Source organism: uncultured Parasphingorhabdus sp., from assembly GCF_963677535.2.
GTDB lineage: Bacteria > Pseudomonadota > Alphaproteobacteria > Sphingomonadales > Sphingomonadaceae > Parasphingorhabdus.
Genome location: NZ_CAXXUT010000003.1, coordinates 486,590 through 513,582, shown reverse-complemented (window position 1 = coordinate 513,582; position 26,993 = coordinate 486,590). Strand labels below are relative to the sequence as shown.

Annotated in this window: 31 protein-coding genes, 1 tRNA gene and 1 pseudogene; 10 read left to right on the top strand and 23 right to left on the bottom strand. The window is 58.1% G+C overall.

Going from position 1 to position 26,993, the window contains the following annotated elements; all coding sequences use genetic code 11:
* Positions 1 to 397: 397 nt before the first annotated feature.
* The 9 genes from ACHZCJ_RS09415 to ACHZCJ_RS09375 all read right to left on the bottom strand — a co-directional run bounded on the left by ACHZCJ_RS09415 (position 398) and on the right by ACHZCJ_RS09375 (position 6,131).
* Positions 398 to 778 carry a GFA family protein gene (locus ACHZCJ_RS09415; RefSeq protein WP_321325875.1) on the bottom strand — a complete coding sequence of 127 codons (381 nt, stop codon included), beginning with the start codon at positions 776 to 778 and terminating at the stop codon, positions 398 to 400.
* 81 nt (positions 779 to 859) lie between these two features.
* Positions 860 to 1,639, bottom strand: a complete 780-nt coding sequence (locus ACHZCJ_RS09410) for a transglutaminase family protein (protein WP_321325873.1) — start codon at positions 1,637 to 1,639, stop codon at positions 860 to 862.
* Between the two features lie 110 nt (positions 1,640 to 1,749).
* Positions 1,750 to 2,451, bottom strand: coding sequence for a 50S ribosomal protein L1 (gene rplA, locus ACHZCJ_RS09405; RefSeq protein WP_159647568.1), 702 nt, complete (start codon positions 2,449 to 2,451; stop codon positions 1,750 to 1,752).
* Between the two features lie 4 nt (positions 2,452 to 2,455).
* Positions 2,456 to 2,887: a 50S ribosomal protein L11 gene (gene rplK / locus ACHZCJ_RS09400; protein ID WP_089133374.1), complete on the bottom strand. Its 432-nt coding sequence runs from the start codon at positions 2,885 to 2,887 to the stop codon at positions 2,456 to 2,458.
* Positions 2,888 to 3,058: 171 nt separating this feature from the next.
* Positions 3,059 to 3,595, bottom strand: coding sequence for a transcription termination/antitermination protein NusG (nusG, locus tag ACHZCJ_RS09395; RefSeq protein WP_067197598.1), 537 nt, complete (start codon positions 3,593 to 3,595; stop codon positions 3,059 to 3,061).
* A 31-nt stretch (positions 3,596 to 3,626) separates the two neighbouring features.
* The gene (secE, locus tag ACHZCJ_RS09390; RefSeq protein WP_067197601.1) at positions 3,627 to 3,821 is read right to left on the bottom strand and encodes a preprotein translocase subunit SecE; all 195 of its coding nucleotides are present in this window, start codon (positions 3,819 to 3,821) and stop codon (positions 3,627 to 3,629) included.
* A 144-nt stretch (positions 3,822 to 3,965) separates the two neighbouring features.
* A complete protein-coding gene (locus ACHZCJ_RS09385; protein ID WP_321325867.1) occupies positions 3,966 to 4,541 on the bottom strand; it encodes a DsbA family protein in 576 nt (191 codons plus the stop codon).
* Positions 4,535 to 5,227 (bottom strand): DsbA family protein, encoded by a 693-nt coding sequence (locus tag ACHZCJ_RS09380; protein ID WP_321325865.1) that lies wholly within the window; start codon positions 5,225 to 5,227, stop codon positions 4,535 to 4,537. Before ACHZCJ_RS09380 ends, ACHZCJ_RS09385 begins: the two co-directional genes overlap by 7 nt.
* Positions 5,228 to 5,249: 22 nt before the next feature.
* On the bottom strand, positions 5,250 to 6,131 hold the full coding sequence (locus ACHZCJ_RS09375; RefSeq protein WP_321325863.1) for a phytanoyl-CoA dioxygenase family protein: 882 nt from the start codon (positions 6,129 to 6,131) through the stop codon (positions 5,250 to 5,252).
* 84 nt (positions 6,132 to 6,215) lie between these two features.
* Between ACHZCJ_RS09375 and ACHZCJ_RS09370 the strand changes: the two genes are divergently transcribed.
* Entirely contained in the window at positions 6,216 to 6,872 is a 657-nt protein-coding gene (locus ACHZCJ_RS09370; RefSeq protein WP_321325861.1) for a TetR/AcrR family transcriptional regulator, read from the top strand.
* A gap of 3 nt (positions 6,873 to 6,875) precedes the next feature.
* Here the strand turns inward: ACHZCJ_RS09370 and ACHZCJ_RS09365 are convergent, their stop codons facing one another.
* Both ACHZCJ_RS09365 and ACHZCJ_RS09360 read right to left on the bottom strand, forming a co-directional pair.
* Positions 6,876 to 7,265, bottom strand: coding sequence for a VOC family protein (locus tag ACHZCJ_RS09365; protein ID WP_321325860.1), 390 nt, complete (start codon positions 7,263 to 7,265; stop codon positions 6,876 to 6,878).
* Between the two features lie 27 nt (positions 7,266 to 7,292).
* Positions 7,293 to 7,368 (bottom strand) — tRNA-Trp (locus ACHZCJ_RS09360).
* 242 nt (positions 7,369 to 7,610) lie between these two features.
* Here ACHZCJ_RS09360 and ACHZCJ_RS09355 point away from each other — a divergent pair.
* Positions 7,611 to 7,979, top strand: a complete 369-nt coding sequence (locus ACHZCJ_RS09355) for a PilZ domain-containing protein (protein ID WP_159647574.1) — start codon at positions 7,611 to 7,613, stop codon at positions 7,977 to 7,979.
* Positions 7,980 to 8,056: 77 nt separating this feature from the next.
* Positions 8,057 to 8,605, top strand: coding sequence for a cupin domain-containing protein (locus ACHZCJ_RS09350; protein ID WP_321325858.1), 549 nt, complete (start codon positions 8,057 to 8,059; stop codon positions 8,603 to 8,605).
* Positions 8,606 to 8,611: 6 nt separating this feature from the next.
* Here the strand turns inward: ACHZCJ_RS09350 and ACHZCJ_RS09345 are convergent, their stop codons facing one another.
* The 3 genes from ACHZCJ_RS09345 to nhaA all read right to left on the bottom strand — a co-directional run bounded on the left by ACHZCJ_RS09345 (position 8,612) and on the right by nhaA (position 11,545).
* Complete coding sequence (locus ACHZCJ_RS09345; RefSeq protein ID WP_159647576.1) at positions 8,612 to 9,832, bottom strand: aromatic ring-hydroxylating dioxygenase subunit alpha; 1,221 nt, start codon at positions 9,830 to 9,832, stop codon at positions 8,612 to 8,614.
* 52 nt (positions 9,833 to 9,884) lie between these two features.
* Positions 9,885 to 10,280 (bottom strand): YbaN family protein, encoded by a 396-nt coding sequence (locus ACHZCJ_RS09340; protein WP_159647577.1) that lies wholly within the window; start codon positions 10,278 to 10,280, stop codon positions 9,885 to 9,887.
* Positions 10,281 to 10,351: 71 nt separating this feature from the next.
* Positions 10,352 to 11,545, bottom strand: coding sequence for a Na+/H+ antiporter NhaA (gene nhaA / locus ACHZCJ_RS09335; protein ID WP_321325855.1), 1,194 nt, complete (start codon positions 11,543 to 11,545; stop codon positions 10,352 to 10,354).
* 300 nt (positions 11,546 to 11,845) lie between these two features.
* On the opposite strand from nhaA, the gene ACHZCJ_RS09330 reads away from it, so the two are divergent.
* Entirely contained in the window at positions 11,846 to 12,751 is a 906-nt protein-coding gene (locus ACHZCJ_RS09330) for a hydrogen peroxide-inducible genes activator (RefSeq protein WP_159647579.1), read from the top strand.
* A gap of 76 nt (positions 12,752 to 12,827) precedes the next feature.
* The gene (gene aat / locus ACHZCJ_RS09325) at positions 12,828 to 13,691 is read left to right on the top strand and encodes a leucyl/phenylalanyl-tRNA--protein transferase (RefSeq protein ID WP_321325852.1); all 864 of its coding nucleotides are present in this window, start codon (positions 12,828 to 12,830) and stop codon (positions 13,689 to 13,691) included.
* A 35-nt stretch (positions 13,692 to 13,726) separates the two neighbouring features.
* Here aat and ACHZCJ_RS09320 read toward each other — a convergent pair.
* The 5 genes and pseudogenes from ACHZCJ_RS09320 to ACHZCJ_RS09300 all read right to left on the bottom strand — a co-directional run.
* Positions 13,727 to 13,978: pseudogene (locus ACHZCJ_RS09320) on the bottom strand (DUF2155 domain-containing protein); the annotation flags it as partial.
* Positions 13,979 to 14,163: 185 nt separating this feature from the next.
* A complete protein-coding gene (locus ACHZCJ_RS09315; RefSeq protein WP_321325849.1) occupies positions 14,164 to 14,571 on the bottom strand; it encodes an NADH:ubiquinone oxidoreductase subunit NDUFA12 in 408 nt (135 codons plus the stop codon).
* An 81-nt stretch (positions 14,572 to 14,652) separates the two neighbouring features.
* Positions 14,653 to 15,168 carry a DUF192 domain-containing protein gene (locus ACHZCJ_RS09310; protein WP_159647582.1) on the bottom strand — a complete coding sequence of 172 codons (516 nt, stop codon included), beginning with the start codon at positions 15,166 to 15,168 and terminating at the stop codon, positions 14,653 to 14,655.
* Between the two features lie 16 nt (positions 15,169 to 15,184).
* Entirely contained in the window at positions 15,185 to 15,805 is a 621-nt protein-coding gene (locus tag ACHZCJ_RS09305) for a cold shock domain-containing protein (protein ID WP_321325847.1), read from the bottom strand.
* Between the two features lie 150 nt (positions 15,806 to 15,955).
* Positions 15,956 to 16,474 carry a RecX family transcriptional regulator gene (locus ACHZCJ_RS09300; RefSeq protein ID WP_321325845.1) on the bottom strand — a complete coding sequence of 173 codons (519 nt, stop codon included), beginning with the start codon at positions 16,472 to 16,474 and terminating at the stop codon, positions 15,956 to 15,958.
* A gap of 185 nt (positions 16,475 to 16,659) precedes the next feature.
* Between ACHZCJ_RS09300 and ACHZCJ_RS09295 the strand changes: the two genes are divergently transcribed.
* Together ACHZCJ_RS09295 and ACHZCJ_RS09290 are read left to right on the top strand one after the other, a co-directional pair.
* Positions 16,660 to 18,390: a fatty acyl-AMP ligase gene (locus ACHZCJ_RS09295; protein ID WP_159647585.1), complete on the top strand. Its 1,731-nt coding sequence runs from the start codon at positions 16,660 to 16,662 to the stop codon at positions 18,388 to 18,390.
* 88 nt (positions 18,391 to 18,478) lie between these two features.
* Entirely contained in the window at positions 18,479 to 20,848 is a 2,370-nt protein-coding gene (locus tag ACHZCJ_RS09290; protein ID WP_236554069.1) for a bifunctional diguanylate cyclase/phosphodiesterase, read from the top strand.
* Positions 20,849 to 20,863: 15 nt separating this feature from the next.
* Here ACHZCJ_RS09290 and ACHZCJ_RS09285 read toward each other — a convergent pair whose 3' ends face one another.
* Together ACHZCJ_RS09285 and arsC are read right to left on the bottom strand one after the other, a co-directional pair.
* On the bottom strand, positions 20,864 to 21,595 hold the full coding sequence (locus tag ACHZCJ_RS09285) for a ParA family protein (RefSeq protein ID WP_159648082.1): 732 nt from the start codon (positions 21,593 to 21,595) through the stop codon (positions 20,864 to 20,866).
* A gap of 45 nt (positions 21,596 to 21,640) precedes the next feature.
* Positions 21,641 to 21,991: an arsenate reductase (glutaredoxin) gene (arsC, locus tag ACHZCJ_RS09280; RefSeq protein ID WP_159647586.1), complete on the bottom strand. Its 351-nt coding sequence runs from the start codon at positions 21,989 to 21,991 to the stop codon at positions 21,641 to 21,643.
* A gap of 248 nt (positions 21,992 to 22,239) precedes the next feature.
* Here arsC and ACHZCJ_RS09275 point away from each other — a divergent pair, with 248 nt between their 5' ends.
* Positions 22,240 to 24,309, top strand: coding sequence for a TonB-dependent receptor (locus ACHZCJ_RS09275; protein ID WP_394700086.1), 2,070 nt, complete (start codon positions 22,240 to 22,242; stop codon positions 24,307 to 24,309).
* A 171-nt stretch (positions 24,310 to 24,480) separates the two neighbouring features.
* On the opposite strand, the gene ACHZCJ_RS09270 is transcribed toward ACHZCJ_RS09275, so the two are convergent.
* Positions 24,481 to 25,020 (bottom strand): (2Fe-2S)-binding protein, encoded by a 540-nt coding sequence (locus ACHZCJ_RS09270; protein ID WP_159647588.1) that lies wholly within the window; start codon positions 25,018 to 25,020, stop codon positions 24,481 to 24,483.
* 117 nt (positions 25,021 to 25,137) lie between these two features.
* Between ACHZCJ_RS09270 and ACHZCJ_RS09265 the strand changes: the two genes are divergently transcribed.
* Positions 25,138 to 25,638, top strand: coding sequence for a DUF2938 domain-containing protein (locus tag ACHZCJ_RS09265; protein ID WP_321325840.1), 501 nt, complete (start codon positions 25,138 to 25,140; stop codon positions 25,636 to 25,638).
* A 93-nt stretch (positions 25,639 to 25,731) separates the two neighbouring features.
* On the opposite strand, the gene ACHZCJ_RS09260 is transcribed toward ACHZCJ_RS09265, so the two are convergent.
* Positions 25,732 to 26,496 (bottom strand): class II aldolase/adducin family protein, encoded by a 765-nt coding sequence (locus tag ACHZCJ_RS09260; protein WP_321325838.1) that lies wholly within the window; start codon positions 26,494 to 26,496, stop codon positions 25,732 to 25,734.
* Positions 26,497 to 26,756: 260 nt separating this feature from the next.
* Here ACHZCJ_RS09260 and rpsU point away from each other — a divergent pair, with 260 nt between their 5' ends.
* Entirely contained in the window at positions 26,757 to 26,963 is a 207-nt protein-coding gene (gene rpsU, locus ACHZCJ_RS09255; RefSeq protein ID WP_067197663.1) for a 30S ribosomal protein S21, read from the top strand.
* Positions 26,964 to 26,993: the final 30 nt, after the last annotated feature.

The window sequence follows — 26,993 nt, the reverse complement described above, 5'->3', positions numbered from 1 at the left end:
GGGGGTTTTGGCCGCTCTGCCGCGTTAGAAAACGCTGGCTGCGTGCCCGTGTGTCTCCACACGAAAAAACTGATCCCCGTCTAGGCTGGAAATTAAGAGAGGCATATTCCCCTCACCGGCTGTCTCGGACGGAAATTGTGTTTCTTTTGACGGAAGCACAATTTGTAGGGGAGCCATTAGCGGGATTCTCTGCAATGTCAATGTTCCGCTGCGATTTTACGGCGTGCCTATTCCCCTCTCCCGTGAGGGAGAGGGATGTGGAGACTTGGCAACTTGTTGCCTAGTCGTAGCTGGGTGAGGGTGTTCCGGGCCGTTGAGGGCAGAACACCCTCATCCAACTGCGCCTAATCCGCTACGCGAATAAGGCTTCGTATCCTTCTCCCTCACGGGAGAAGGTTTAATGATCCCGCTGCAGCACCCCCGCTTCAATCTCGTAATAGTCCCCCTTGTCGGCGACGAAGATATGGCTCCAGATTTTCGTGCCGGTCGGCTGGTCGAAACAGCCCATGGCGATGGCGATCTTGTCGTGGTGGACCGGCTTCCAGAACAGGAAGGCACCGCAGGTATCGCAGAAGCCGCGGCGGACTTTTTCCGAGGACTGGTACCAGCGGATATGGTCTTCGCCGTTGATGGTGACGGCGCTGGTCGGCACGTCGATCGAGGCCCAGTAATGACCGGACTGCTTGCGGCACTGGCTGCAGTGGCAGGCGTCGGCCTCGGGCAGGTCGCCGGCGACTTCGATATCGATGGCGCCGCAGAGGCAGGAACCCTTGTGCATATCATCCTCCCGGAAGTTGATCGGGAGCAATTCTAAAGCGAAAAGGGCGGGTACTGAAAGCCGGAAATCGCGGGTTGCGGCTCAGATGCGGGTTACCTTCACTCTTTGCTCGACCATTTGCATGCTGCCGAAGGCGGTGAGGAAGGAGACATCGGTGGCGTCGCGGCCGATGCCGATGACCGCCATATCGCTTGGCTTTGCCATGCCGGTCGGGTCGACCAGACGCCATTGGCCGTCGAGAAAGACTTCGGACACGGCGTGGAAATCCTGCGGCGCGACATCGGGGGCATAGGTGCTGGCAAAGCGGGCCGGGATATTGGCCGAGCGCGCCATGCTGATCAATATATGGGCATAGTCACGGCACACGCCCTTGCGCGCGGCAAAGCTCTGTCCGGCATCATTGTGGACATTGTCGGCGTCCGATCCGTAGCGCATGGTCTGGCGGATATAATCCGCCATGGCGGCCACCAGAGCACCACCGCTCAACCCGGCAAATTCCTCCGTCACCACCTGGTCAAAGGCGTTGACCGAGCAATAGAGCGAGTTGAAGAGATAGGGCACGGCCTCTCCCGGCAGGTCTGGCAGGTCGGTGGCGAGCAAAGCGGCAAAATCGGGGTCGGCGCGATCGATCGCGACCTGCGCGGCATAAGAGATGCTGAGCTGCTCCTCCTGCGTGGTCCACAATCTTGTGCCGATGCGGTCATGGGCCGGGACGATGGTTTTGCTGTTCGCCGGACCGATATCGATGCGCGAATCGGTCGGCGCCTGTCCGGCGGTCGGCGCAGCCTCGACCTGGACCAATATCGTGCAGGGTGCGGCGAGGCGGTAGGACAGGTCCGCGCTGATCTGCAAGTGGGTCATGTCGGTCCTTCCGGAAATTGTCGCGCATGAAAAAAGGCCGGGAACGCGCCCGGCCTTTTTCTAAAAGCATTGCATATCATCCCCGCTTGCGCCGGGATGACCCCTATCAATCAGGCGCCTTCGATCTCGCCGAGATCAACCTTGAGGCCGGGGCCCATGGTCGTGCTCAGGCCGACCTTGCGGACATATCTGCCCTTGGCGCCGGCTGGCTTTGCCTTGATGACCGCGTTGACGAGCGCATCGAAATTCTTGCGCAGATCGGCTTCGGAGAAGCTGACCTTGCCGATGCCATTGTGGATGATACCGGCTTTTTCGACGCGATATTCGATCTGGCCGCCCTTGGCGTCCTTGACCGCTTGCGCGACATTCGGGGTCACCGTGCCGAGTTTCGGGTTCGGCATCAGGCCTTTCGGACCGAGAACCTTGCCGAGACGACCGACAACACCCATCATGTCGGGGGTTGCGATGATACGATCATAGTTGAGATCGCCACCCTGCATGGCTTCCATCAGATCTTCCGCACCAACCGTGTCGGCGCCCGCTTCCTTTGCTTCGTCTGCTTTGGCATCCTTGGCAAACACGGCAACCCGGGTTTCCTTGCCGGTGCCGGCAGGAAGCGAGATCACGCCGCGGACCATCTGGTCAGCATGGCGGGGATCAACGCCGAGATTGATCGCGACGTCGAGCGTCTCGTCAAATTTCGAGGACGAAGCCAGGTCTTTCAACGTCTTGATTGCTTCGTCGATGCCGTAGAGCTTTTCGCGATCGATTTTTTCGTTGATCGCCTGCATTTTTTTGGAGAGTTTCGCCATCTTCTTATCCCTCCACCACATCTACGCCCATCGAGCGCGCGGTGCCTGAAATGATTTTCATAGCCTGTTCAATGCTGTTGGCATTGAGGTCGGCCATTTTCGTTTCGGCGATCTCCTTGATCTGCGAAGCCTTGATCGATCCGCCGGAAGCCTTGCCAGGTTCGCTCGAACCTTTTTTCAGCTTGGCGAGCTTCTTGATCAGATAGCTGGCCGGTGGCGTCTTGGTTTCAAAGGTAAAGCTGCGATCGCCATAGACCGTGATCTTGGTCGGGATCGGCGTGCCTTTTTCCAGCTTGTCTGTAGCCGCGTTGAACGCCTTACAGAATTCCATGATATTAACGCCGCGCTGACCCAGTGCAGGGCCGATTGGCGGGGATGGATTTGCAATACCGGCTGGTACTTGCAAATTGATATAACCATCAATTTTCTTAGCCATTTGGCAGTCCTTTCATTCTTTCGGTCCTTCGACAAGCTCAGGATGAGCGGGTCTCCGAAACCTCAAATTAAGCGGTCAGACAGAAGCCGAAACTTCCTCCCGCGGTGGTATTCGGCAGCTGAAAGCCACCAAATTCTGTTGTGCTCCGGACTTGGGTCCGAAGCATGAAAACTAGCTGATCAGGTCGACTTCGCCGAAGTCCAGTTCGACCGGGGTTGCGCGACCGAAGATGGACACGGAAACCTTGACCTTGTTCTTGTCGAAATCCAGTTCCTCGACAATGCCGTTGAAGCTGTTGAACGGGCCGGATTTGACCTTGACCTCGTCGCCGATTTCATAAGCGACCGTGATCCGTTCTTTCGGAGCGTTGGCAGCTTCTTCCTTGGTGTTGAGAATGCGGGCCGCTTCGGCTTCGCTGATCGCCTGCGGTTTGCCGCTGCTGCCGAGGAAGCCGGTAACCTTGGGCTGGTTCTTGACCAGGTGATAGACATCATCGGTCATTTCCAGCTTGGCCAGCACATAGCCGGGGAAGAATTTCCGCTCCGACTGGATCTTCTTGCCGCGCTTGACTTCGGTGATGGTTTCGGTCGGGACCTCGATATCCTCGACCAGCTCGGTCAGGCCAAGACGCTTGGCGTCCGCCTCAATGGCTTCCTTGACCTTGTGTTCAAAGCCCGAATAAGCGTGAATGATGTACCAGCGTGCCATGCGAATAACCTAAAAAAACTGAGTGGGGCGTTTAGGCAAGGCTGAGGAGCCAGGCTACAATCCCGTTAAAAACCGAATCAACGCCCAGAAAAAACAGGCCGAGTATCGTCGTCATGATCAGCACGAGGATCGCCGTACGGACGGTCTCGGGCCATGTCGGCCAGACGACCTTGTTGGTCTCGGCCTTGACCTGATTCATGAATTCGCCTGGATTGACTTTCGCCATGCTTGATTCCCTAAACTTTCTCGCCGGTTTCCACATAAACTCCGGGTGTCAGTCATTTGACTGTGTTCGGATATATGCATGGTTTCGGAAAGAACCAGCCCTTTATACCCAGATTCCCGGATTCGCAAGAAAAAGAACGGGATTTTACCGGATGGTCGCCGCTTTGGTCAGCGAGCCTATCCACGGGAGATGCTCGCGGCCGACAAACAGCTGGCCTGCAATGACATAAGAAGGCGATTCGAAAATGCCGGATTCTTCTGCCGCGGCGCGAATGGAATCCAGCGATTCCCGGGCCGATTGCATGTCGGGAAGAGCGAGGTTCACGTCCGATAGCAGGCCCGCCACCACCGCCTCGTCATCAAGGTCCGCCTGATCCGTCCAATAAGCATCATAAGCGGCGCGGATGAACGGTACCGGGTCACCCTCCAGACCCGCCAGGGCGGCAAGAGCGGTATCGCTACCCGCCGGATCCGTCGCGAAATGCATGTTCCGCCCCTGAACCGCAGCATAATGCAAATGGGTGTCGCGCCGGGCGATCGCGCGGACGCGGCGATGGCGCTCCCCGACCGTCTCGTCGGCTTTTTTGTCGGGAATCAGAAAGGGGCGGGCCGCAAAAGGCCGCCAATCGACAGGAACGCCGGTTTCCCGCGCCAGACCCAGTGTCGGTTCGAACGCAAGGAAGGACGCGGGCGATTTGAAGTCGATGAAGACAGTCAGCATGGCAATGCCTCCGCGCCATCAATTTCGTAAGCGATATCGGGCGCCGGACCTTTGCGGCCCTGCAGGTGCCAGCGGACATAAGGGAGATGTTCACGGCCAAAGAGGATGGTGCCGTCAAAGACATAGGTCGGAACGCCGTAGATGCCACTCGGGTGAAGCTGCGCCTGCAGCGCGTCATGATGCGCCCGTCCCTCGCCCTCGACAAAGGCCGCAAAGCCGGTCGAGTCGATACCGGCCTGCTCCAGACAGGCCTCGACCACCGCAACATCCTCGATATCAAGCTCCCGCCGCCAGAAGGGCGGGTAGACCGCTTCAAAATAGTCACCCAGCCGGTCACGATCTGTCTGCATCGCCCAGGATATAGCGATATTGGCGATCGACGAATCCCAGATTTTCTCGGTGCCTTTGAGCATCAGGCCCTGTCGCTCGGCATAGCGGCGGGCATCGGCATAGCCATATTTGATCCCCGTCCACTGGCTGGCGCTGCGGTTGCTTTCAACCAGCTTGCCCTTGCTTTTCCGCGCCGAGCCCAGATAGCTGGGGATATCGAGCGTCAGGGGCCGCCAGTCGAATCGCATGCCAAGAGATTTTTCCAGCGCCAGCGTCGGCCGGATGGCGACAAAGGCATAGGGACTCTTGATGTCGACATAGACGATCAGTGGCGCGTCGCTTTTCAGGGCTTTCATATGGTCTCCCTTCGAGGGCAGTTCAGATCTGCGTCAAGACCCTGCCCGGGTGCATGCCGTCAACATAGCCCATGAAGGGGGGGTGGATATTGTAGCCCAGCAATTCCTGGACCCGCTTGGGGAGGCGCGCAACTTTTTCGGGAGACACCGCGAGCAATTGCTGTTCCAGCGGGCGGCACCATCCCTTGCAGAATTGCGGCGTCACGATCAGGCGATGGGCATCCGAACTGTTGCCGCCGCCGCGATGCCACAAGGTCCCCTTGGCGATCATCAGCGAACCGGCCGGCATGGTCGCCTTGATCATATCGGGATGGTCATCGCTGCTGCTGGTCTGTTTGTCGGTAACGCCCGTCTTGAAATCGGAGCCGCGATTGGCACCGGCCGGCTGTTCGTCACCCCATTTGTGGCTGCCGGGGATGATTTCGGTGGCACCATTGGTCTCGGTCGTGTCGTTGATCGACCAGAAAGTTGACAGGCTGAGCGGGTCGCGTGGCCGGGCCAGACCGCAATGGCTGTCATCGAAATGCCACGGCTGGACGGTTTCGCCGGGATGCAGGTTGATTGCGAGACAGGCATAGAGCAGGCAACTTTTGCCAAGCTCCCGTTCGGCAAAGGCCAGTTGCAGGGGATGGGAAACCAGGTCGGCAAAGACCGGATCCTTGTCGAGCATCCCGTAGATGCGGTTGGACCGGTCGCCCTCGAAATTGTTGCGGCCGCGGATATCGGCGTCGATCCAGGGTTTCAGTGCCGCGTGCTGCTGCTCCAGCTGCTCGGGACTCAGGACATCGGGGAAGATGACATAGCCTTCTTCCTGAAACTGGTCCCAGGCACCGTCAAAGTCGCGTCCCTGCAGATAGGGGGCGAGGTCCGTCGCTGCAATGTCCATTTGGTTCGCTATGTTCATGCGTCCGCTCCGTCATTGGTCTGTGCGGATTGCCTAGCAACTGTTTGAATTGAATTCAATTCAAACAGTTGCTAGGGCGTTGCGATGCAGGATATCCGGGGGAACGGGCTGTGGCCGGTCAAGGAAAAAGGCAAGACAAAGGAGCGCGGGGCAGGGGAAAGCTCCGACCGCAAGATCATACGCGCCGCAAACATCCTGGCGGCTGCGGAATTGCTCCTGCGCGAAGGGGACGGCGAACTGGAAATGGGGCAGGTCGCCGGCAAAGCCGGCGTATCCGTCGGCCTCGCATACCATTATTTCGGCTCCAAATCCGGCATGCTCGGAGCCATCATCCACGCTTTCTACGATCGCTATAATCAGGTGGCGAACCAGTATTTCGACCCGGACATCACATGGAGCGTGCGCGAGAAACGCCGTTTGATGGCGGTGGTCGAATTTCTCTACAATGATCCCATGGCGCCCGTCATTCTCGGAAAAATGGCCCTGACCAACCAGGTGGCAGCGGTCGAGTCCACCCGGCATGACGAGATGATCGAAATGGCGATTCGGAATATCAATTCCGGCATCAGACGCGGCGATATCGGCACCCATATCGATCCGACCATCGCCGGCGCTGCCATTATCGGTGCGCTTCGCAGCGGCATCATGCACGCCATGGGCATGGACCCGCGGCCGGATCCGGAGAAGCTGACGCATCAGATATGGGGGATGATCGCCGGAGCGCTGGATATTGATCGATAGCCCTCAATGGCGTTCGATCAGGTCCCATTTGTTACCGAACGGATCGCGAAACACAACGACCTTGCCATAGCTTTCGATTCGGGTTTCTTCGATAATATCGATCCCTGCCCGCTCCATCAGGGCGATGTCGCTGTCGAAATCATAGGTTTCGAGGAACAGGAAGACCCGGTCGGCGGCCTGCTCGCCGATAATTTCTTCCTGCGCCTCATTGCTGGCCTTGGCCAGCAGCAACCGGGTTTCGGTGCTGCCGGGCGGTGCAACGAGCACCCAGCGCTTGTCTTCGGAAATCTCGCTATCCTCAATCAGTTCAAATCCCATCAGCCCGACATAGAAGGCGATTGCCTGATCATAGTCAGGAACAATCAGGCGGATGGCGGAGATAAACTGGGTCATGAGGACTTCGGTTATGAAGGGGAAAAATGGCAGGAGTGCACGGACTCGAACCGTGGGCCCTCGGTTTTGGAGACCGATGCTCTACCAACTGAGCTACACTCCTGCACGGGCCGCATCGCCCTTGCGAAACAGCCGGTTCGCGCGCCTTAGCGTCCCGAGACGATTTCGGCAAGCGTGATTGTGCGCCAAAGGGCCAAAACGCGCCACGATTCATTCCGCACATTTTCTGTTTACCATGATTGTAAACGCGGAATTTACCGGTAAGCACTAGACTTCCTGTCTCGCGGCTTCTTCAGACCAGGGGAGGCGCCGCCGTCGCGAAAAAACGCCCCGAAGGAAACAGGTATGGCAGAAACACTGGCTCGCAGTTCAACGATATCCGCAGGCAACGGCCAACCGGCCATGCAATCTGCTGCGGCGTCCGGAGCGCAGAGATTTGCGCCGGGCTATCAGGTTGCGATCAAGGCCAGGATGCGCTTCTCCTGCTCCCGCAGTTTCCCGGTCGAAATAACCTCCATTTCGCTCGCCGGATTTACCAGCGACGCGTTGCAACCCGCGCATCCCGGCACCCTGTGCTGGTTGACCCTGCCGGGATTGGGAGCGCTCGAGGCGGAGGTGGTCCGCAGCAGTAACCAGGGCATTTCCTGCGCCTTCAAGAATGTGCTCAATCCAGCGGTGCTGAACCATTATATGACCAAATATCAGGCTGACTAGCGCCTGACATTTTATCGGCTTTGCCGGATGGAGTGTCTGCTGCTAATGTCATGACCCGAACGGCTCCGGAGGATGATATGACAGATGCAGACGCTCCTGTTTCGAGCAAGCCTGAACCACTGAAAGTGATGCGAATTTTCAGGGGCAAAGATGCGCCAAGCCTCGATGAGGCGGGGCATATGACCTATGTCGATGACGATCCGGTCATTCTCGACGGTGCGGCAAAGCTGGGCGAGGAAGGCATCGGCGACGGCGCGGTGCTCAAATGCCTGTTCAGCGGATTTGGCTTCTCCCTGCATTATGTCTGGTTCAAGCCCGGCTATCCGCTGCCGCTGCACAGCCACGACAGCGACTGCCTCTATTATCTGATCAGCGGCGACATCCGGATGGGCACCGAAGAGATGGCGGCAGGCGACGGCTTTTTCCTGCCCGCCGGCACGCCCTATACCTATACGATCGGAGACGCGGGCGTTGAACTGCTGGAATTCCGCACGCAGGAGGATTTTGACATCCGCTTCAAGGGCAAGACCGAAGCCTATTGGGAAAAGATGCTGGAAAAACTCCGCGCCGAACAACCGAAGTGGAAAGAGGCGTTGCCCCCGGTCAGGGACTATCGCAACGCCTGAATCTCCTTATTCCGCGGCTTGCAACTGTGGTGCAAAAATCCGGTTGAGTTCCGCATCATCGGCTTTGGTCAGGCGATCGACCCACTGGTGAAAAGCCTGTCCGCCACCCTCGTTGCGGCCGAACCAGACCTTGTCGATCAGACCCGATTGCAAGGCTTCGTGCTGGCGCTTCCCGGTCTTGTAATCTTCTTCCGCGACCACGACTTCAAGAAAGTCGAATTGCTCCCGCGCACCCTGGCGCACGGCATCGTCGGTCGGTTCATGTTCCATCACGTAAAATTGCGTGGTGTAGCTTTCTCCGACATTTTCGCCCGGGAACAGCTGCGAGATCATCGCACCGCGGCCGCCACCGCCGTAGAAGCTGGCAATCGAGATATGCGGGAAGATCGTCCACACGCCTTGCAGCAATGCGTCGATCGGCCAGTCTTTTTCATCGATCTCGGTGAGATCAAGCTGTTCGTCGCTGCCCGTTTTCTGGATCAGTTTCGACGGGGAGGACAGGCGCTGGTGCGGTCCCCAGGCAAAATAGTTCGCCCGGTTGAAGAAATCGGAACCGAACGTGTCCTTGTGCAAGACGGGAAGGTGATAGAAGTCGAGATAGCCGTCATAGGCGGTCTTCCAGTTCGGCCCCGGGATGGTCCGCTGGTCAAACAGGTGCCAGCTGTCGAAGCCGAAATGTTCGAGCAGGCTGTCATAGCCGCAGAGATAGGACTCGATGTCCAGTGTGCTGTCCGGATCCAGCGTCGCCCAGATCAGTCCGGCCCGTTCCAGCGTCGGGAATTTCTGCAGGCAGAAATTTGCCTTGTCGACCTTGCCGAAATCCTTTGGCGATGCGATCGCGAGCAGGTCGCCGTCATTCTTGAAGGTCCAGCCGTGATAGCCGCAGGTAAAGCGCGAGGCCTTGCCGCTGCCTTGCGCCACCGGATTGCCGCGATGGGTGCAGCTGTTGAGAAAGGCCTGCGCGGTGCCGTCTTTCTGGCGCGTCAGCAACACCGGAATGCCGGCCATTTCCATCGCCTTGTAACAGCCTGGTTCGGGCAGTTCGCAGGATGGTGCCATCATCAGCGGCAACCGTTTGAAGATCAGATTCTTCTCGCGCTCGAACTGCGCTTCATCCGTATAGTCGGACGCCGGTATTGCGACCACGTCATCGACCAGTTCCATTGTGCCCGCCTTGCCATGTTCGACCAGCGAACGAGTCATTTCCAACAATTGCTGCCGCGACATAATTCTCTCCTCAGATTTGGCTGAAGATTACCAGATTTGCGGACTGCGGAAACTATTCTTTATGCGAAGGGGGCTGGACCGGCAATTTGGCCGGGTCGGGCTCGTTGCGGGTCCAGATCCAGCTGCCGCTGATCAGCGCAGCGGCGATCGGAACGAGATTCCACGGCAGTTTGACAAACAGCAGGGCGAGCCCACAACTGACCGCAAAGGCGACTGTCGCCGCCCATTTGCCGCGCCGGGTGATTGCGCGGCGCTCGCGCCAGTTCCTGATATGGTGGCCGAAGACGTGATGGTCGACCAGCCAAGCTTCCAGCCGTGGCGAACTGTTGGCAAAACAGAAGGCCGCCAGAATCATGAATGGCACCGTCGGGAGCAGCGGCAGGATGATGCCGATGCTGCCCAATGCAAGCGAAGTCAGTCCCGCCAACAGATAGAATTGTCGCTTCATGATTGCGCTCTATCACGCTTTGCGGCGATTGCCGACAGATTCGACATAGCTGTTCTGGCAGGGAAAGGCGATCAGGCCGGTTTCGTGGGGTACGCAGGTCCGGGCGACGTTGTAAAGCGCAGCAGGCAATATCCCAGGAGGCCCGAAAGCAGCGACCCGCTGATCACGCCCAGTTTAACGGTTTCTATCTGTTCGGGGTCGACAAAGGCCAGATTGCCGATGAACAGGCTCATCGTGAAGCCGATGCCGGTCAGGCAGGCGAGGCCGTATAGCTGCATCCAGCTGACCCCCGCCGGTCGTTTTACCAGACCGATCTTCGTCGCCAGAAACATGAAACCGAACACCCCGACCTGTTTGCCGATCACCAGACCGGCGGCAATGCCGAGCGCCAGCGGGGCCATCAGATCGGCAATTTGCAGACCTGCCAGCGACACGCCGGCATTGGCGAAAGCGAAAATCGGCAGCACCAGAAAAGCGGTCCAGGGGTGCAACATATGCTCGAGATGCTTCAGCGGCGAACGGCCATCCTTGGCGGAAAGCGGGATTGCCAGCGCCGCGATGACTCCGGCCAGCGTGGCATGGACGCCGGATTTCAGAACACAGATCCACAGGAATATGCCCACCAGTATATAGGGCGCGGTGCGGATTACGCCCAGCCGGTTCATTGCGAACAGCACGATGGTTCCGCCGCCGGCGAGCAGTAGCGAAAAGCCGGAGACTTCGGCGGTGTAAAATAAGGCGATAATGATGATCGCGCCGATATCGTCGATAATCGCGATCGCCAGCAGCAGCACCTTGAGCGAGACGGGCGCATGCTTGCCGAGCAGGGCAAGCACGCCAAGGGCAAAGGCAATATCGGTCGCCGCCGGAATCGCCCAGCCGCTGATATTCTGCGGCATGGTCCAGTTGAAATAGAGAAACACCAGCGCCGGCAGCGCCATGCCGCCGATCGCTGCCACAGCCGGCAGAGCGGCCTGTTCGACAGTGGAAAGCTGCCCCTCGATCAGTTCGCGTTTCACTTCCAGTCCGACCAGGAAGAAGAAGATCGCCATCAGCCCGTCGTTGATCCACAGCGACAGCGGCTTGGCGATTTCCAGCGCGCCGAACTGGACGGCTACCGGGATATCGAGAAAGGCCAGATAATAGGGATTGAAGGCGCTGTTCATCGCGATCATGGCCGCGACCGCAGCGCAGAACAGGATGATGCCGGCGCTGGTTTCCTGCGCAATAAATTCCTGCAGTGCGGCGCTCATCTTCTTTACCATCAGGCTGTCGTCCTCGTTCCGGAATTGCGGTCATAAAAATCGGGGCGGCGAGCCGTTGAGGGAGTGCTGCCGCCCCAGTAGCGGGGGAAGGGAAGGGACCGGAGAATGCCGCCAATGCGGCGATATCGGCGCCCCTGTACGATGCTTGCGGATCAGGTTGCTGCTATACGGGTCCTTGCCTTACCTCTTTCTACCGTGCCCGGGCATCGATAAGGTTGATATGCGGGATGAGGCATGATAAATCCAATCGAATGAAATCATATCTATTAATAGATATGTTCTATAGTATGGAGCTGTGCCATGCCGACGTTACGCCAGTTTGAATATCTTGTTGCGGTCGCCGACCAGGGTCATTTTGGCAAGGCGGCACAATCCGCCGGCGCTTCGCAACCGACCCTGAGCCATCAGCTGCGGACGCTGGAGCAGCGATTGGGCGTGACCCTCGTCGAACGCCGCACCCATGGCGCGGAGCTGACGCCGGTGGGGCGCGAAATTGCGGCGCGCGCGCGGCAGGTGTTGGTCGAGGTAAAGGATATTCGTGATCTGGCCGAGCGGGCCAGCGACAGCCTCGCGGGTATTTTGCGCTTCGGCGTGTCGCCGACATTGGGGCCCTATCTGATGCCTCCGGTGATTGCCGCCCTGCATCGCACCCGGCCGGACCTGCGCTTCTATATGCGCGAGGGCATTCCCGATCTGCAGGCCATGGAACTGACCAAGGGATCGATCGATATGCTGCTGGGACCCTTGCCGATCGAAGGCGAGAATCTGCATATCGAGCCGCTGTTTCGCGAACCCTTGCTGCTGGTGGCACCACCCGATCACGAGCTCGCCGCGCGGGATAATCTGACGCTTGCCGATCTGGCCGGCTTGCCCGTGCTGAGCATGGACCGGCGGCATCATCTTCACCGCGACGTGGCGCGACAGTGCCAGCAGCATGATATGAACCTGCTGCGCGATTATGAAGGCACCAGCCTGGACAGCGTCCGGCAGATGGTCGCATCCGGGCTGGGACTGGCGATATTGCCTGCGCTTTACGTGCGTTCCGAACTGCCCCGCGGCGGCGATGTCGCTTTACTCGATGTCGAAGGCTGGTCGGTCACCCGCAGCATCGGTGCTGCCTGGCGCACCAATGCCGGCTTTGCCAGCGAATATACCGCGATCGCCGAGAAAATTGCCGAGGAAGCCCGGGTGCTGATGGCGGCCTGACGGGCGCCATCCTTGACGCCCCGGCTTTGTTGTTTTCGGGCTGGGCGAACGGCACCGGCCACGTTATCCATCCCCTATGACCATTGATCTTGATCTCCTGTTGAAAGCCTATGCATCGGGCATCTTCCCGATGGCGGATGCCCGGGACGATCCGGACACGTTCTGGGTGGAACCAAAAACGCGGGCGATCATTCCGCTCGACAATTTCCGGATGTCGCGCTCGCTGCGCAAGACCATCCGATCCGACCGGTTCCGGGTGTCGACCGACAGTGCCTTTGCCGATGTGATCCGGATTTGCGCCAGCGAGGCCGACGACCGTCAGGAAACATGGATCAATGCCGAGATCGAACAGGCGTTCAACCAGCTGCACCAGCTGGGCCATGCGCACAGCGTTGAATGTTGGCTATGGAATGCCGAATCCGGTGAGGAGGATCTGGTCGGTGGTCTCTATGGCCTCGCCATTGGCGGCGCCTTTTGCGGGGAAAGCATGTTTTCGCGCGCCAGCGACGCGTCGAAAGTGGCGCTGGCATGGCTGGTGGCCCGGTTGAAGGTCGGCGGATTTCCGCTGCTCGACTGCCAGTTCATGACCGATCATCTGGCATCGTTGGGCGCGGTCGAGATCAGCCAGAAAGCCTATCTGGCTATGCTCGGAAAAGTGCGGAACTATGCGCCGTCTTCGGATTCGGCGATCAGGTCACCGATCAGGTCTTCCGGCGGATTGCTGGCCGGTGGTGCTGGTCTCGCTGCCGGTGCCGGAGCAGGGCTTGGCGCGGCGGCCGGGGGAGATGGCGATTCCGTCTCCGTTTCGTTCGGCGCGCTCGATATATTGTTGGCCAGATTGGACGATGATGTGCGCGGTGCCGTCGGATTGACCGAATCTTCCGGCGGATTTTCCTCGCCGGGGAAGCTCATCGCGCAGCTCTTGACCCAGACATCATAGATCGGGTGCTCGACAACGTTCAGCGACGGCGATTCGCGAAACAGCCAGCCGGAAAAAACCCGTTTCCATTGATCCTCGCCGGACCGGTTGGAAGGGCGTTCGTTAACCAGCAGCTGGACAAAGGCGCCCTGCTCGGGGGTGAGTTCCCAGGGGGCGGTGCGTTCGCAGGCTCGCAGCCGGACGATCGCGCGACCGATGCGGATGGACTGGCCGGGCCGCAATTCGAGATCCCGGGTCAGGCCGTTGCGCTTGTTCAGAAAGCCGAGCGTGGCAACCCGTTCCGCCATCGGCGTTCCGATCTGCTCCGTAACCGGTGCGACCAGATCCCCATCGGTTGCAGCAACTTCTCCTTTTTCAGCCGCCTGGCCGGTGGCATTTTCCTCGACATTGTCGTCGCTGAACCAGCCACAGCCCGTTAGCAACAGCATGGCGGCCAGCATCGGAAAGGAAACGGAGTGGCGCAGCATGCCGGTCATTCCGCTTCGGCGGGGTTCCAGGATTCATAATCGCCGGTTGCTGCGGCACGGTGACCGCCTTGTTCCAGTGCCCCTGCCGGGCGATAGGCATGGGCAGTGCCGGTCAGGTTTCCGCTCGGCTCTTTTTCCCAGATGCGCGGTTGCGGCAAATGGCTTTCGGGAATTTCGTCGTAGCTGTGATGCAGCCATCCGTGCCATTCCGGCGGCACGCGGCTGGCGTCATTGGAGCCGTTGTAAATGACCCAGCGCTTGCCGGCCGGATCACCGGATTCGGCCTTTTTTGCTTGATAATAGATATTGCCAAACACATCTTCGCCGACGCGCTTGCCTTTGCGGGCGCTAAACAGGGCGGTGCCGATCGTTGCGCCGTCCCACCAAGTGAATATTTTCGCCAATATGTTCATGCTGTGCGCTTAGCCCCGCAGCCATGCGCTTCGCAATGAAAAAATGTCAAAGCGGACGGATGGTGGCGCTTGTTGATAGCGTCACTGCCAAGTGATTTTGTCGCCGGGTTCGATACCCAGTTCTGCCGCGCGCCCTGCGGCAATTTCAAACACGGCGGCCACCGGCTCGCCGGAGCGGACCGATTCCAGCGAATAGGGCGTGGTGTTGGCCGCGATCGATTCGATCGTCCCGTCGCGGCGGACAAAGATAATATCCAGCGAAATCACGGTGTTTTTCATCCAGAAGCTGGCGATGCGATCTTTGGCAAAGGGGAAAATCATTCCTTCGTCCGGCGCCAGCCGGGTCCGGAACATCAGGCCCTGTGCCTGTTCGGCAGCGCTTTCTGCCACTTCGACGGTGAAGCGATGCACCGCATCCGACGTCTTGACGCTGAGCGGCACCTGTCTGAGCCCCGCTTCGGAGAGGGGCATTTCATTCTGCGGCCCGCTCTGTGCGCTGGCCGCACTGCTATCACCGGCCCGGGCATGGCAGCCGGGTAGGGCTGCCGTGGCAAGCAGCGTCAGGGAAAGCGCGATCGCTTTTGAATGCTTGATCATGCGGGGGGTCTCTTTTTCAGTCAGACGGAGGCAGGCAGACTTGCACCGCCATATGGCCGCGGTTTCCGTCTCTTATGCGGGTCAGTAGCGGCTGGCCCGGCGCAATTTCTGCAATGCCCGCATCCCGCAGGGTTTCCATGTGGAGAAAAATATCGCCATCGAACGCGTCGCTCACCAGAAATCCATAGCCTTTGGCGCGATTGAACCATTTGACCTCGGCGTTGACGAAGGCGGAATTCTCGTCGACGATATGCATCGCCTGCCGGTTGCCTTTCGGCTCCGATTGGTCCGCTTTGGGGCCGCAACTGGACAGGTCGATGTCCAATATTCTGGTCGCTTGCAGCCCTTTGGGCGCAACCGCATATTCGCAGGTGACCAGGGCCATTTCCGGCAATTCGCGGGTGCCGAGGGATTCCAGCAGGCTCCAGTGCACCAATATATCTGATTGCGGGCCGGAAGAGGTGTCACCGGAATCGATATTTTCCGGAACGATGAAGCCGAAGCCGCGATGGCTGTCGAACCATTTCACCCGGCCGGTGGCGCGCAGCAATTCGCCGTCGGTTGAGGAATGATCATGCTCGCTGTGATGGGGCGTGCGATTACCCGCAGGATCAGGTTCCGCAAACAAGCTTGCCACTATGCATCTCCGAACAAAACTAAACCAAATCAAAAATCTAACATATTTCGACTCGATCAGCACTATATATCACAATATTACAAGACTGGCGATTCTTGACGCCATAGAGCCCAATTCAACTGGACCGCAATCTACTTGCACTCGTGCTAACTAGTCTTCCGCTGTTATTTCCTCGCCGGGCCGGGCGAAAACAAAACGGGATGCCAGATCGAAATCATGGCCGGCCCGCAGAAAAGCCTGCAACTGCTTGCGGCATATGTCCTCGTCCTGCTGGCTTTCGGCATAGCATCCGATCTTCCGTTTGCGAGCAAATTTATCTGCTGCAGACCATTTATTTTCTTTGCTGATCTGAAAGGCTTCGGCTCCGTCCGCTTCGCTGATCCCGGCCTGATAAAGCGCCAGCGAGACGCGCCGGGCCCCGTATCCGCGCCGGGTCAGCGCCGCCGCCTTGGTCTGCGCGTATAATGCATCGTCAATATAGCCCAGATCGACGAACCGTTCGATCAGCGGTTCTACTGCCGGAGGTTCGGCATCCTGCCATTCCCTTTCGCGGATTTTCCGGTTCAGATAGTCGGCCAGTTTCTTGCGGGTCGTTGCATATCGCTCGACATAGCGGATGGCCAGCCGGTACAGGCTCTCCTGATCTAACGTTTTAACGCTGTTTTTCAACGGCTTGACCTTCGGTTATGACCTTTGCCCTTTTTGTGCCACAGTCGGGCCGAAATTTAAACGCCAGAGGTCATCAATGACACTGGTAGATGCCTCTGACCGTGGAAAAAAGCCGATCAATCGTTCCCGGTAATGCGCATGAGACTGATTTTGGGAAGGCTGGACCTCCCGGAAATGGATATTGAATGACCGAATTGACGCCAACTCCGACCCTGGATGAACTCCCGCGCCGCTTCTCCGATTTCGAGACGCTGGGCGAGGCCCTTGACTATGCAGCCACAGGACAAAAGGGATTCAATTTTCACGATGCCCGGGCAACGCTGGTCCGGGCCTATCCGTTCAGCGAACTGCGCGATGACGCCATGGCGGCGGCAAAACGTCTGATCGCTGCCGGTATCAAGCCGGGTGACCGGGTGGCGCTTATCGCCGATACCGAGCCGCAGTTCTGCGCGTTGTTCTTCGGCGCGGTCTATGCCGGCGCGCTGCCGGTTCCGCTGCCCCTGCCAACCTCTTTTGGCGGCAAGGAAAGCTATATCGACCAGATCGGGGTGCAGCTCGACAGCTGTGATCCTTCTCTGCTGCTGTTTCCGGACGAAATCGCGGATCTGGCCGGCCCGGCCGGACAATCGCGATCGATCCCGATCTTCGGCTGGGATGCTTTCGCGCAACAGGATGCGCCTGATGTCGAATTGCCTGCGGCGAGCAGCAGTGATATCGCCTATCTGCAATATTCCAGCGGCTCGACCCGCTTCCCGCACGGCGTTGCCGTCACCCACAAGGCCCTGCTGCACAATCTCGGTTCGCACGCCCATGGCATGCTGATCAACGACACTGATCGCTGTATTTCCTGGCTGCCTTTCTATCATGATATGGGGCTGGTCGGCTGCTTCCTGTCGATGGTCGCCAACCAGGTCTCGACCGACTATCTCAAGACCGCCGATTTCGCGCGCCGGCCGTTGTCATGGCTGGATCTGATCACCCGCAACCCGGGCACCTCCTGCAGCTTCTCGCCGACCTTCGGCTATGAGATTTGCGCGCGGCGCATCGGCAGCCAGTCCAATGTGCAGGAACGGTTCGACCTTTCGCGCTGGCGGCTCGCCGGCAATGGCGCCGACATGATCCGGCCCGACGTGATGCAGCGCTTTACCGATGCCTTCGCACCGGCAGGATTTGATGCCAAGGCCTTCCTGCCCAGCTACGGTCTGGCCGAAGCCACGCTGGCGGTGACCCTCATGCCATCCGGCGAAGGCATGGAAGTGGAACTGGTGGAAGAGACCGAGCTTTCCGGCGAAAAGACGAGCGACGGCAGCCGTCCGAAACGCTATCGCGCCATCGTCAATTGCGGCAAGCCGGTCCGTGATACCCAGCTGGAAATTCGCGAGGAAAACGGAACGGTGCTGGCCGAAAAATCGGTCGGCAAAGTCTGGATGAAGAGCCCGGCGGTCATGGAATGCTATTATCGTGACCAGGAAGCGACCGACGCCTGTCTGGTCGATGGCTGGCTCGATACTGGTGATATGGGCTATCTCTCGAACGGCTATCTCTACATTGTCGGCCGCGCCAAGGACATGATCATCATCAACGGCAAAAACCACTGGCCTCAGGATATCGAATGGGCGGTGGAACAATTGCCCGGATTCAAGGCCGGCGACATCGCGGCTTTTGCGATTACCACGCCGGGCGGTGAAGAAACACCTGCCGTTCTGGTCCAGTGCCGGACCTCGGACGAGATCGAGCGGCTGCGGCTGTGGAACGAGATCCGGGACAAGGTGAGGGCGATCACCGGAATGAATTGTGTGATCGAACTGGTGCCTCCGCGCACCCTGCCGCGCACCAGTTCCGGAAAATTGAGCCGTGCGAAGGCCCGAAATCTCTATCTTTCCGGCGATATCCAGCCCTATGCGGTGGCCGCCTGAACCGGCGCTTCAGGGGCCGTCCGAAAATAGTGAAGAAAATCAGGTCCTTCCTTACTTTTCGCTAAGAATTTCCTTGTAGGGACGAGCGGTGTCAAAAACATTCGCTCAAAATGGTCTGCCGCGGGTAATCCCGCTCAGCGTGTTGCTTGGTCTGTCGGATCCGGAAGGGGTCGACTGGGGCCGCATCCGCGCGTTGCAATTCAACGGCAATAGCCAGCATGGTCTGCTGAAGATCGTTGCTGCGGTCGTGTGCGGTCTGCTGACCGTGCAACTGGGCGTTGGTCAGGTCAATATCCTGCTGCTCGGGGCCTGGCTCCTGGGGCTGTGTGCGGTCTATATCTACGCTCATCTGCTCTATCGCAAACAGTCGGCCTGGCAGCAGAAGTCGATCAGCCGTTCCGATCTGACAATATTCTATCTCATCTCCCTGGCCGGGGGTATGCTCTGGGGCGCCGGTTTTCTGCTGTTTGCCTTTAGTGCGGACCTGATGACGATGATACCGGTATGGGCAACCATCGTCTGCCTGATGGTCGGCTCCGCAATGCTGTTGTCGAATATGCCGCTCAACAGCATTTTCTTCATCGCATCTTCCAGCATCGCGATAATCGGCGGCTGGCTTTACGTCGGCAGTGCGCATCTGGCGATGGCATCGCTTTCGATCGCGATCCTGCTGATTGCCGGATGCCTGATGTCCGGACGGGCATTCATTGACCGCAGGGTTGCAGAAGCCAGTCTCAACGAGAAAAGCGAAGTGGTCAGTCTGTTGCTCAAGGAATTCGAGGATACCGGCGCCGACTGGCTTTGGCAGACCGATACATCGCGTCGCATCATCCACGTCTCGCCGCGCTTTGCCCATGCGATCGGCCAGCCGACCGAGGAAATCGAAGGCAAGCCGTTTCTGCAGCTGGTTGCCGGAGAATCCTGGGACAGCGGGAAATTCTCGACGGCGCTGCACGAACTGGCGGACAAGCTGAAACGGCGCGACAGTTTCAGCAACATGCTGGTGCCGGTGCAGATCAATGGCGAAACCCGGTGGTGGGAATTATCCGCTTCGCCGAAGCTCGACGACAATGGCGTGTTTCATGGCTTCCGCGGCGTCGGATCGGACATTACCGAACAGCGCCAGTCGGCAGACAAGATTTCACAACTTGCCAGATTTGATACGCTGACCCGCCTGCCCAATCGCCTGCAGCTGACCGATGCGGCCAGCAAGGCGATGCAAACCGCCGAAAAATGGAATGGCCGCTGCGGCTTCATGATGATCGACCTGGACCGGTTCAAGGCGGTGAACGACACGCTCGGCCATCCGGTGGGCGACCGGTTGCTGGCGCGTGTGGCCGACCGGCTGCGGTCGATCATGACCGACAACGAGCTGTGCGGCCGTCTCGGGGGCGACGAATTTGCCATCGTGATCAAGGAAGCCAGCGACACGCAATATATGGAATTGCTGGCCGAAAAGGTCATCGATACGCTGTCCCGGCCCTATGAAGTCGACCAGCATACGCTTTACATAGGTGCCTCCGTCGGCACCGCGATCGGTCCCCGGGACGGACGGACGGTCGAGATGCTGATGCGCAGCGCCGATCTTGCGCTTTACCGCTCCAAGGACCAGGGCGGCGGCGCCTTCACCCATTATGAGCCGAAGCTGCACGTCCAGGCGGAAGAGCGCCGGGTCATGGAGATCGCTCTGCGCAAGGCGCTGAAGAACGACGAACTGTCGCTCCAATATCAGCCTGTTGTCAGCGCGGATTCGGGCGGTGTCGTCGGTTTTGAAGCATTGCTGCGCTGGACCAGCCCGGAATTCGGCATTGTGTCGCCAGCCAAATTCGTGCCGCTGGCCGAAGAAGCGCGGCTGATCATTCCGATCGGCGAATGGGTATTGCGGACCGCCTGCAAGGAAGCCCTGTCATGGCCGTCTTCGGTCAAGCTCGCGGTCAATGTTTCAGCGGATCAGCTGGCTGAAGTGAACTTTCTCCAGATGGTTGTCTCCGCCCTGAAAGAAAGCGGACTGCCGGCCAGCCGGCTGGAAATAGAAGTGACCGAAAGCATTTTCATGCACGAAGGCAATGGTGCTGCGGAAGTGCTCGACAAGCTCATCGATCTGGGCATCAACCTGTCGCTTGATGATTTCGGAACCGGCTATAGTTCGCTTGGCTATTTGCGCAAAACCCGTTTCACCACAATCAAGGTGGATCGCAGTTTTGTCCAGGGGGCAGCGAAGAATGCGCCGGAAAGCCTTGCGATTATCCGGGCCGTTGTAGCCATGGCGGATTCGCTTGGCATGTCGACGACGGCCGAGGGGGCCGAGACAGAGGCGGAAGTCCAGATGATCAAGCGGCTGGGTTGTCGCAAAATCCAGGGCTATTATTTCGGTCGTCCGATGGTTGCCGATGATGCCAAGCAACTGTTCCAGTCGTACGAACCCGGGCATCTGGAATATAGCCAAAGAACCGCCTGAACCTCTCCGGCCGGTCTATTTTTTGGCCAGCTTCTTCTCGATACCGCGCCAGATCCGGGCATAGGCCTGGGCGGCCGGGCTGCGTGGCGCAAAGCTTCCGACCGGCTGCTGCAATTTTGTCATATGTTCCACCGCGCTCGACATCGGGATGACCGGCCATTTCGGTTTGCGGGCCAAGCCCTCGTTGTGAATCGAGCGGCGCCTGTCGACCATCGTATATACCGGCAGCAATGGCGCGTGTTTCTTGCTGTTGCTGTTCAGGAACATCTGGACATCGGTAAGGGCGCGTTCCGATAACGGCGACGGGATTGTCGGTACGATGACAATATCGGCGTTGCGCAAAATCTGTTCGCTGGTCTCGGTCAGGCCGGGCGGGCAATCGAGAATGATCCGGTCATAATGCCTGCCGATTTCCTTCAGCAGCTTGCCGAGATGCCGTTTCTTGCTAATCTGGAAGAACAGCCGGTCGAGACCACGCAACGACACGTCGGCGGCCAGAATATCGAGATTCTCCACGTCCGTATGCTTGATCAGTTTTTCCGGTTTGACATCGCCGGCGACCATGGCGCGTGCGCGATCCTTTTTCGACCGGTCACCCTTCAGGATGAACGACGCCGCGCCTTGCGGGTCAAGGTCCCAGAGCAAGGTCCGGCGGGAGCTGCCGACGGCGCTGTTCCATGCCAGATTGACCGCCGTGCAGCTTTTGCCGACGCCACCTTTCATGCTGTATATTGCGACTACCGACATCATCTTTCCCGGTCTGTTGTTTCCACCCGCTGAAAGACGCTCCGGTCAGAGTATCTCTTGCACGATCTCCTGCGGACGACACAGCCGCACCCCTTTTTCGGTCTCGACCAGCGGCCGGTTGATCAGGATTGGCTCCCGCGCCATTGCATCCAGGATCTGGTCGGCTGTAGCGCTGTCTTCCGTCAACCCGAGCTCCTCGGCAGGCGAACCGCGCACTCTTAGGCCTTCCTGCGGAGTCATGCCAGCATCGCTGTAAAGCTGTTCCAGCTTGGCACGGCTCGGCGGGTTTTTCAGATATTCGACCACAGTCAGATCAACGCCTGGCGTCTCTTCCAGTATCGCCAAAGTCTTGCGCGATGTGCCGCATTTCGGGTTGTGCCAGATCGTCGCTTTCATGTTTCTCTCCCATTGGGTCAATGCCGCTTCATAAACACAAGTCTGGCGGTTGTTTCAAAGAAAATGTCAAAAACCCAACGATTCTTTGTTGCTTATGAGAACTAATCGCATTAGCGAAGCGGCAATTGAGAATAATTCTCAAGCGAGGGGGGTCTGTGGATATTGTTTCGTGCCGTTTGTTGTGCCTTTTAACCTCTGTTAGTCTGGCCGCGGTCGCGGCAAGTCCGGCGCACGCATCCGGTCAGGAGATGTGGGAGGAAGGCTTTTCCGACGATCAGGAAATTATCGTAACTGGTGAAAAGCAGGGCTATGTCGCGATCAGCAGCGCTGGTTTGAAAACCGACGTGCCGCTCATAGATACTCCCCAAACCGTATCAGTCCTGACCCGCGAGCAACTGGATGACCAAGCGCTTCAGGATATCGGGGATATTCTCCGTTATACGCCTGGCGCATCGATCGGACAGGGCGAAGGCAATCGCGACCAGATCACCATCAGGGGGCAGAACACCACCGCCGATTTCTTCGTCGATGGTATTCGCGATGATGTCCAATATTTCCGGCCGCTCTATAATATCGAGCGGGTTGAAATTCATAAAGGCCCCAATGCGATGATCTTTGGCCGGGGCGGCGGTGGCGGAATCGTCAACAGGGTGACGAAATCACCGATCTCCGATCGGCAATTTGGCGAAGCGACCGCCAGTGTCGACAGCTTTGGCGCATTTTTTTTTGCCGGTGACCTGAATCTGCCCGTCGGCGATTCCGCGGCCTTCCGGCTCAATGGCCTTTATGAGGATTTCAACAACCATCGCGATTTTTACGATGGCCGCCGTTTCGCCATCAACCCGACATTCGGTACCGAACTGGACGACAAGAACCGGATATTGCTGTCCTACGAATATGTTGATGATGATCGTGCGGTAGACCGCGGCAATCCGGCGGAACTGCGCGCCGCAGGGGATGCCTGCTCGTTCGGCGACCCTTGCGGACCGCTTGCCGGATATCGCGATACATTGTTCGGCCAGCCCGGAACCAACCGCACGACGCTGCAGGCCCATATCGTCAAGTTGCGGGTGGAGCATGATTTCAGTGATGAGCTGAGCTTCAGTTCGACCACCCAATATGGCGATTATGACAAGCTCTATCGCAACGTCTATCCGGTCGATGCGGTGAGCAACGATATCCGGCTGACGCCCGTCGCCAATTCGGTCACGCTCGACGGCTATGTCGACACGACTGACCGCGAGAATTTCATCACGCAGGGCAATTTGTTGTGGACGGGCGATACTGGTGCTCTGGGCCACAGCCTGTTGCTCGGTTATGAAATCGGCCAGCAAAAATCTGCCAATGCCCGCCGTGATATATTCTTTGCCGCCAGCAGTGATGACCAGATAGTGGTTCCGCTAACCGACCCTATCGTCGTTCCGGCATTCACCTTTCCGGCATTCAGCCGCAGCACCGTTTCCGACCTGAAATTCCTGTCGCTTTATGTGCAGAACCAGATCAGTATTGGTGATCATTTCGATATAATCGGCGGCGTGCGTTTTGATCGTTTTGATCTTGATGTCAACGATATCCAGAACAGCTTGCTGCTCAGCCGGACGGACGAAAAATTCTCGCCGCGATTCGGCGCGATCTACAAGCCGCAGGAAAATATCTCGATTTACGCGAGCTATGCCAAAAGCTTTCTGCCCCGTTCGGGTGACCAGTTTCTGACGCTCACCCCGAGCACCGCCAATCTCGCACCGGAAACCTTCGAGAATTACGAAATCGGTGTAAAATATGACCTGACATCCGGGCTTAGCCTGACCGCAGCGCTGTTCCGTCTGGACCGGGACGACCAGTCTATCCTGCTCGACAATCAGGGCAATAGCACCTTGTCCGGGTCGCGGACCGAAGGCGTCGAGTTCCAGCTCGTCGGCAAGCTGACGGAACGGTTGCAAATCAATGCAGGCTATAGCTATCTCGATGGCCAGCAACGCAATGCGACTACCGTTGCCGGTCAGGAACTGCGCCTTTTCCAGGTGCCGGAACATATGGTTTCGCTGTGGACCAAATATGATTTCACCACGCAATTTGCGGCCGGTGTCGGTGTGACCCATCAGTCGAGCCAGTTCGCGACCAACGACAATAGCGTCCGCATACCGGCTTTCACCCGGGTCGACGCTGCTCTTTACTATGACGTCAGCGAGAAGGTGCAGGTCCAGCTCAACGTGGAAAATCTGTTCGACGAAACTTATTATCCGTCGGTCCATAATAATGACAATATTTCAACCGGTGAACCGCTCAACGCGCGGCTGACCGTGAAATTCGGCTTTTAGACTTTTCGCGGAACTTGTACCCCGGCGAAGACCGGGGCCCATCGCCAAAAATCGGGTCAGCGCCCAATCGGGAAGAGGTTCAGCTCTTTGCGCCCTGAAAGCGCTTCAAAATTCCGGCCGGGCTGTATCCTGATGGTCCTGGATGGACACCCGCCGTCTCGGGTGAACAACTCATTCCTTGGGGGTCAGCGCCGGCACGGCCTTGGCGGCATCTTCCGGGTCGATACCCGGCGGCGGAGCTGAACTAAGCACCGCTTCTCCGCGGGCAACGCGACCGGCGCGCTGGATCGCCTCGCGGATGCGCGGATAGGTGCCGCAGCGGCAGATATTGGTGATCGCTTCGTCAATCTCGGACTTTGACGGATTGGAATTTTTCTTCAGCAATACCGCCGCCGCCATGATCATGCCGGACTGGCAGAAGCCGCATTGCGGGACATTCTCTGCCGCCCAGGCCTGTTGCACCGGATGGCTGCGATCGCGCGACAGCGCTTCGATCGTCGTGACAAAACGGCCCTCCATCTCGCCGATGGTGACCAGACAGGAGCGGATCGCCTCGCCGTCGACCTCGACCATGCAGGCGCCGCAATCGCCCGTGCCGCAGCCATATTTGGTGCCGGTGAGATTGGATGCGTCGCGCAGCGCCCATAGCAGGGGGGTTTCCGGGTCCATCCGGTACTGGACCGGACGGTCGTTGACGGTGAATTTGGTCATGAAGCCAATCGTTACATCAGAAAATGCGGTCCGACAATGCAGCCCGACAAGTTGTATTGACGGAGCCATAAACAAGGCCTAAATAGCATGATATATCATAACATATGGCAAGGCAATATGAACCCGAACACTCCAGAACTTGTAATTGAAGTTGTCGCAATAGGTATCGGCGCCACGGCCTTGCTAGACCTGTGGGCACTGTTCGCGGGCCATGTGCTGGGCCTCCCTGTCGCCAATTGGGCCAGAGTGGGCCGGTGGCTTGGATATTTTCCAAAAGGCCGGTTTGTTCATCACGATATCGCCGCTGCCCCGCCTATAGCCCGCGAACGATTGATCGGCTGGAGCGCACATTATATTATCGGAATATTCTATGCGACGGTGCTGTTTCTATTCTTCGGGTCGAACTGGATCAGCAATCCGACACTCGCGCCCGCACTTGCCATCGGCTTGGCCACGGTTGTGGCGCCTTTCTTCATCATGCAACCAGCGATGGGAGCGGGAATCGCAGCCGCAAATACGCCCAACCCACTGGTAGCCCGTCTGAGCAGCATTTTGGGCCATAGCGTTTTTGGCTTCGGCCTCTATTTATCGGCGCTCGTTCTCACAATGCCGGGTTGAGTAAATGCTGATGGGCATTCGCATCGTCGGCAAATTTGGTCATGGGCCAATGCCCGTCATGCTGAAACAGGTTCGGCATGACGAAAGCGGTTATTAGTCGCGCCAGCTTTTGTCTTCGCGATCAATCAGCCGCACCATTGCGTCGAATTCGGGGACGCCCTGCTGCAGCGGATCGATCGAGGCCTGCGACAGATTGTCGAGATGCTTTTTGATCACCTCTTCACCGATCAGCACCGGTTTGCCCATCGACAGGGTCTGCATCTGGATTTCGCAGGCGCGTTGCAGCACCCAGTGGTTGAGGAAGGCTTGTTCCAGTGTCCGGCCCATCACCACCGGTCCGTGATTTTCCAGCATCATCATCCGTTTCTGGCCAAGGCTGGCGAGAAAGCGCGGGCCTTCATCCTCGTGCACGGTGATGCCTTCGAACTTGTGATAGGCGAGGCGCGGGACGATCGCGGCGGCGTAGAAATTGATCGGCTGCAGGCCGCCTTCGACCGAAGATACCGCCATGGTCGCGGTCGTGTGGGTGTGGATGATCGCATGGACGTCGGGCAATTCGCGATGGAACAGGCTGTGCTGGGTAAAGCCGGCCTTGTTGACCGGATAGGTCGAGCCGTCGAGCGTATTGCCATCGATATCGATCTTGACCAGGGTCGAGGCGGTGACCTCGCTGAAGTGCAGGCCATAGGGATTGATCAGAAAAGCATCATCCTCGCCGGGAACCTTGAGCGTGATATGGTTGAAGATCATCTCGTCCCAGCCGAGATAGGCAAATATCCGGTAACAGGCGGCGAGCCGCTGGCGCGCTTGCCATTCTGCTTCGCTGCAGCTGGACTGGATGTTGATTGCGGTGGCCATGTCTGTCTCTCCTCGAATCGGCTATTCTTTTGTTATTCGCCATATTATAGCAATGACCCGAAAAGACGAAGGCCAAGCCGCCCTCATTCGCGCAAAGAATCGCGTAAAAGCTTGCCTCGGTTCCAAGAAATTGATAGGCGGCGCGAGATTGAAGCAGATTGATTCTGCTGCAAACCCTTTTTTATGGCTTTTACACTAATATAGGCCGGAAGAAATTGCTTCTGGACCGCTACGAAATCTGAACGGAGTTACTCAGTCTTATGCAAATCATGGTTCGCGATAATAATGTTGATCAGGCCCTTCGGGCGCTCAAGAAAAAATTGCAGCGTGAAGGCGTCTATCGCGAAATGAAACTGCGTCGCCATTATGAAAAGCCGTCTGAAAAGCGTGCTCGCGAAAAGGCAGCTGCCGTACGTCGCGCCCGCAAGATGGATCGCAAGCGTATGGAACGCGACGGTCTCATTTAAGCGCTTCGGCTCCACAAGAACTAAGGTAGC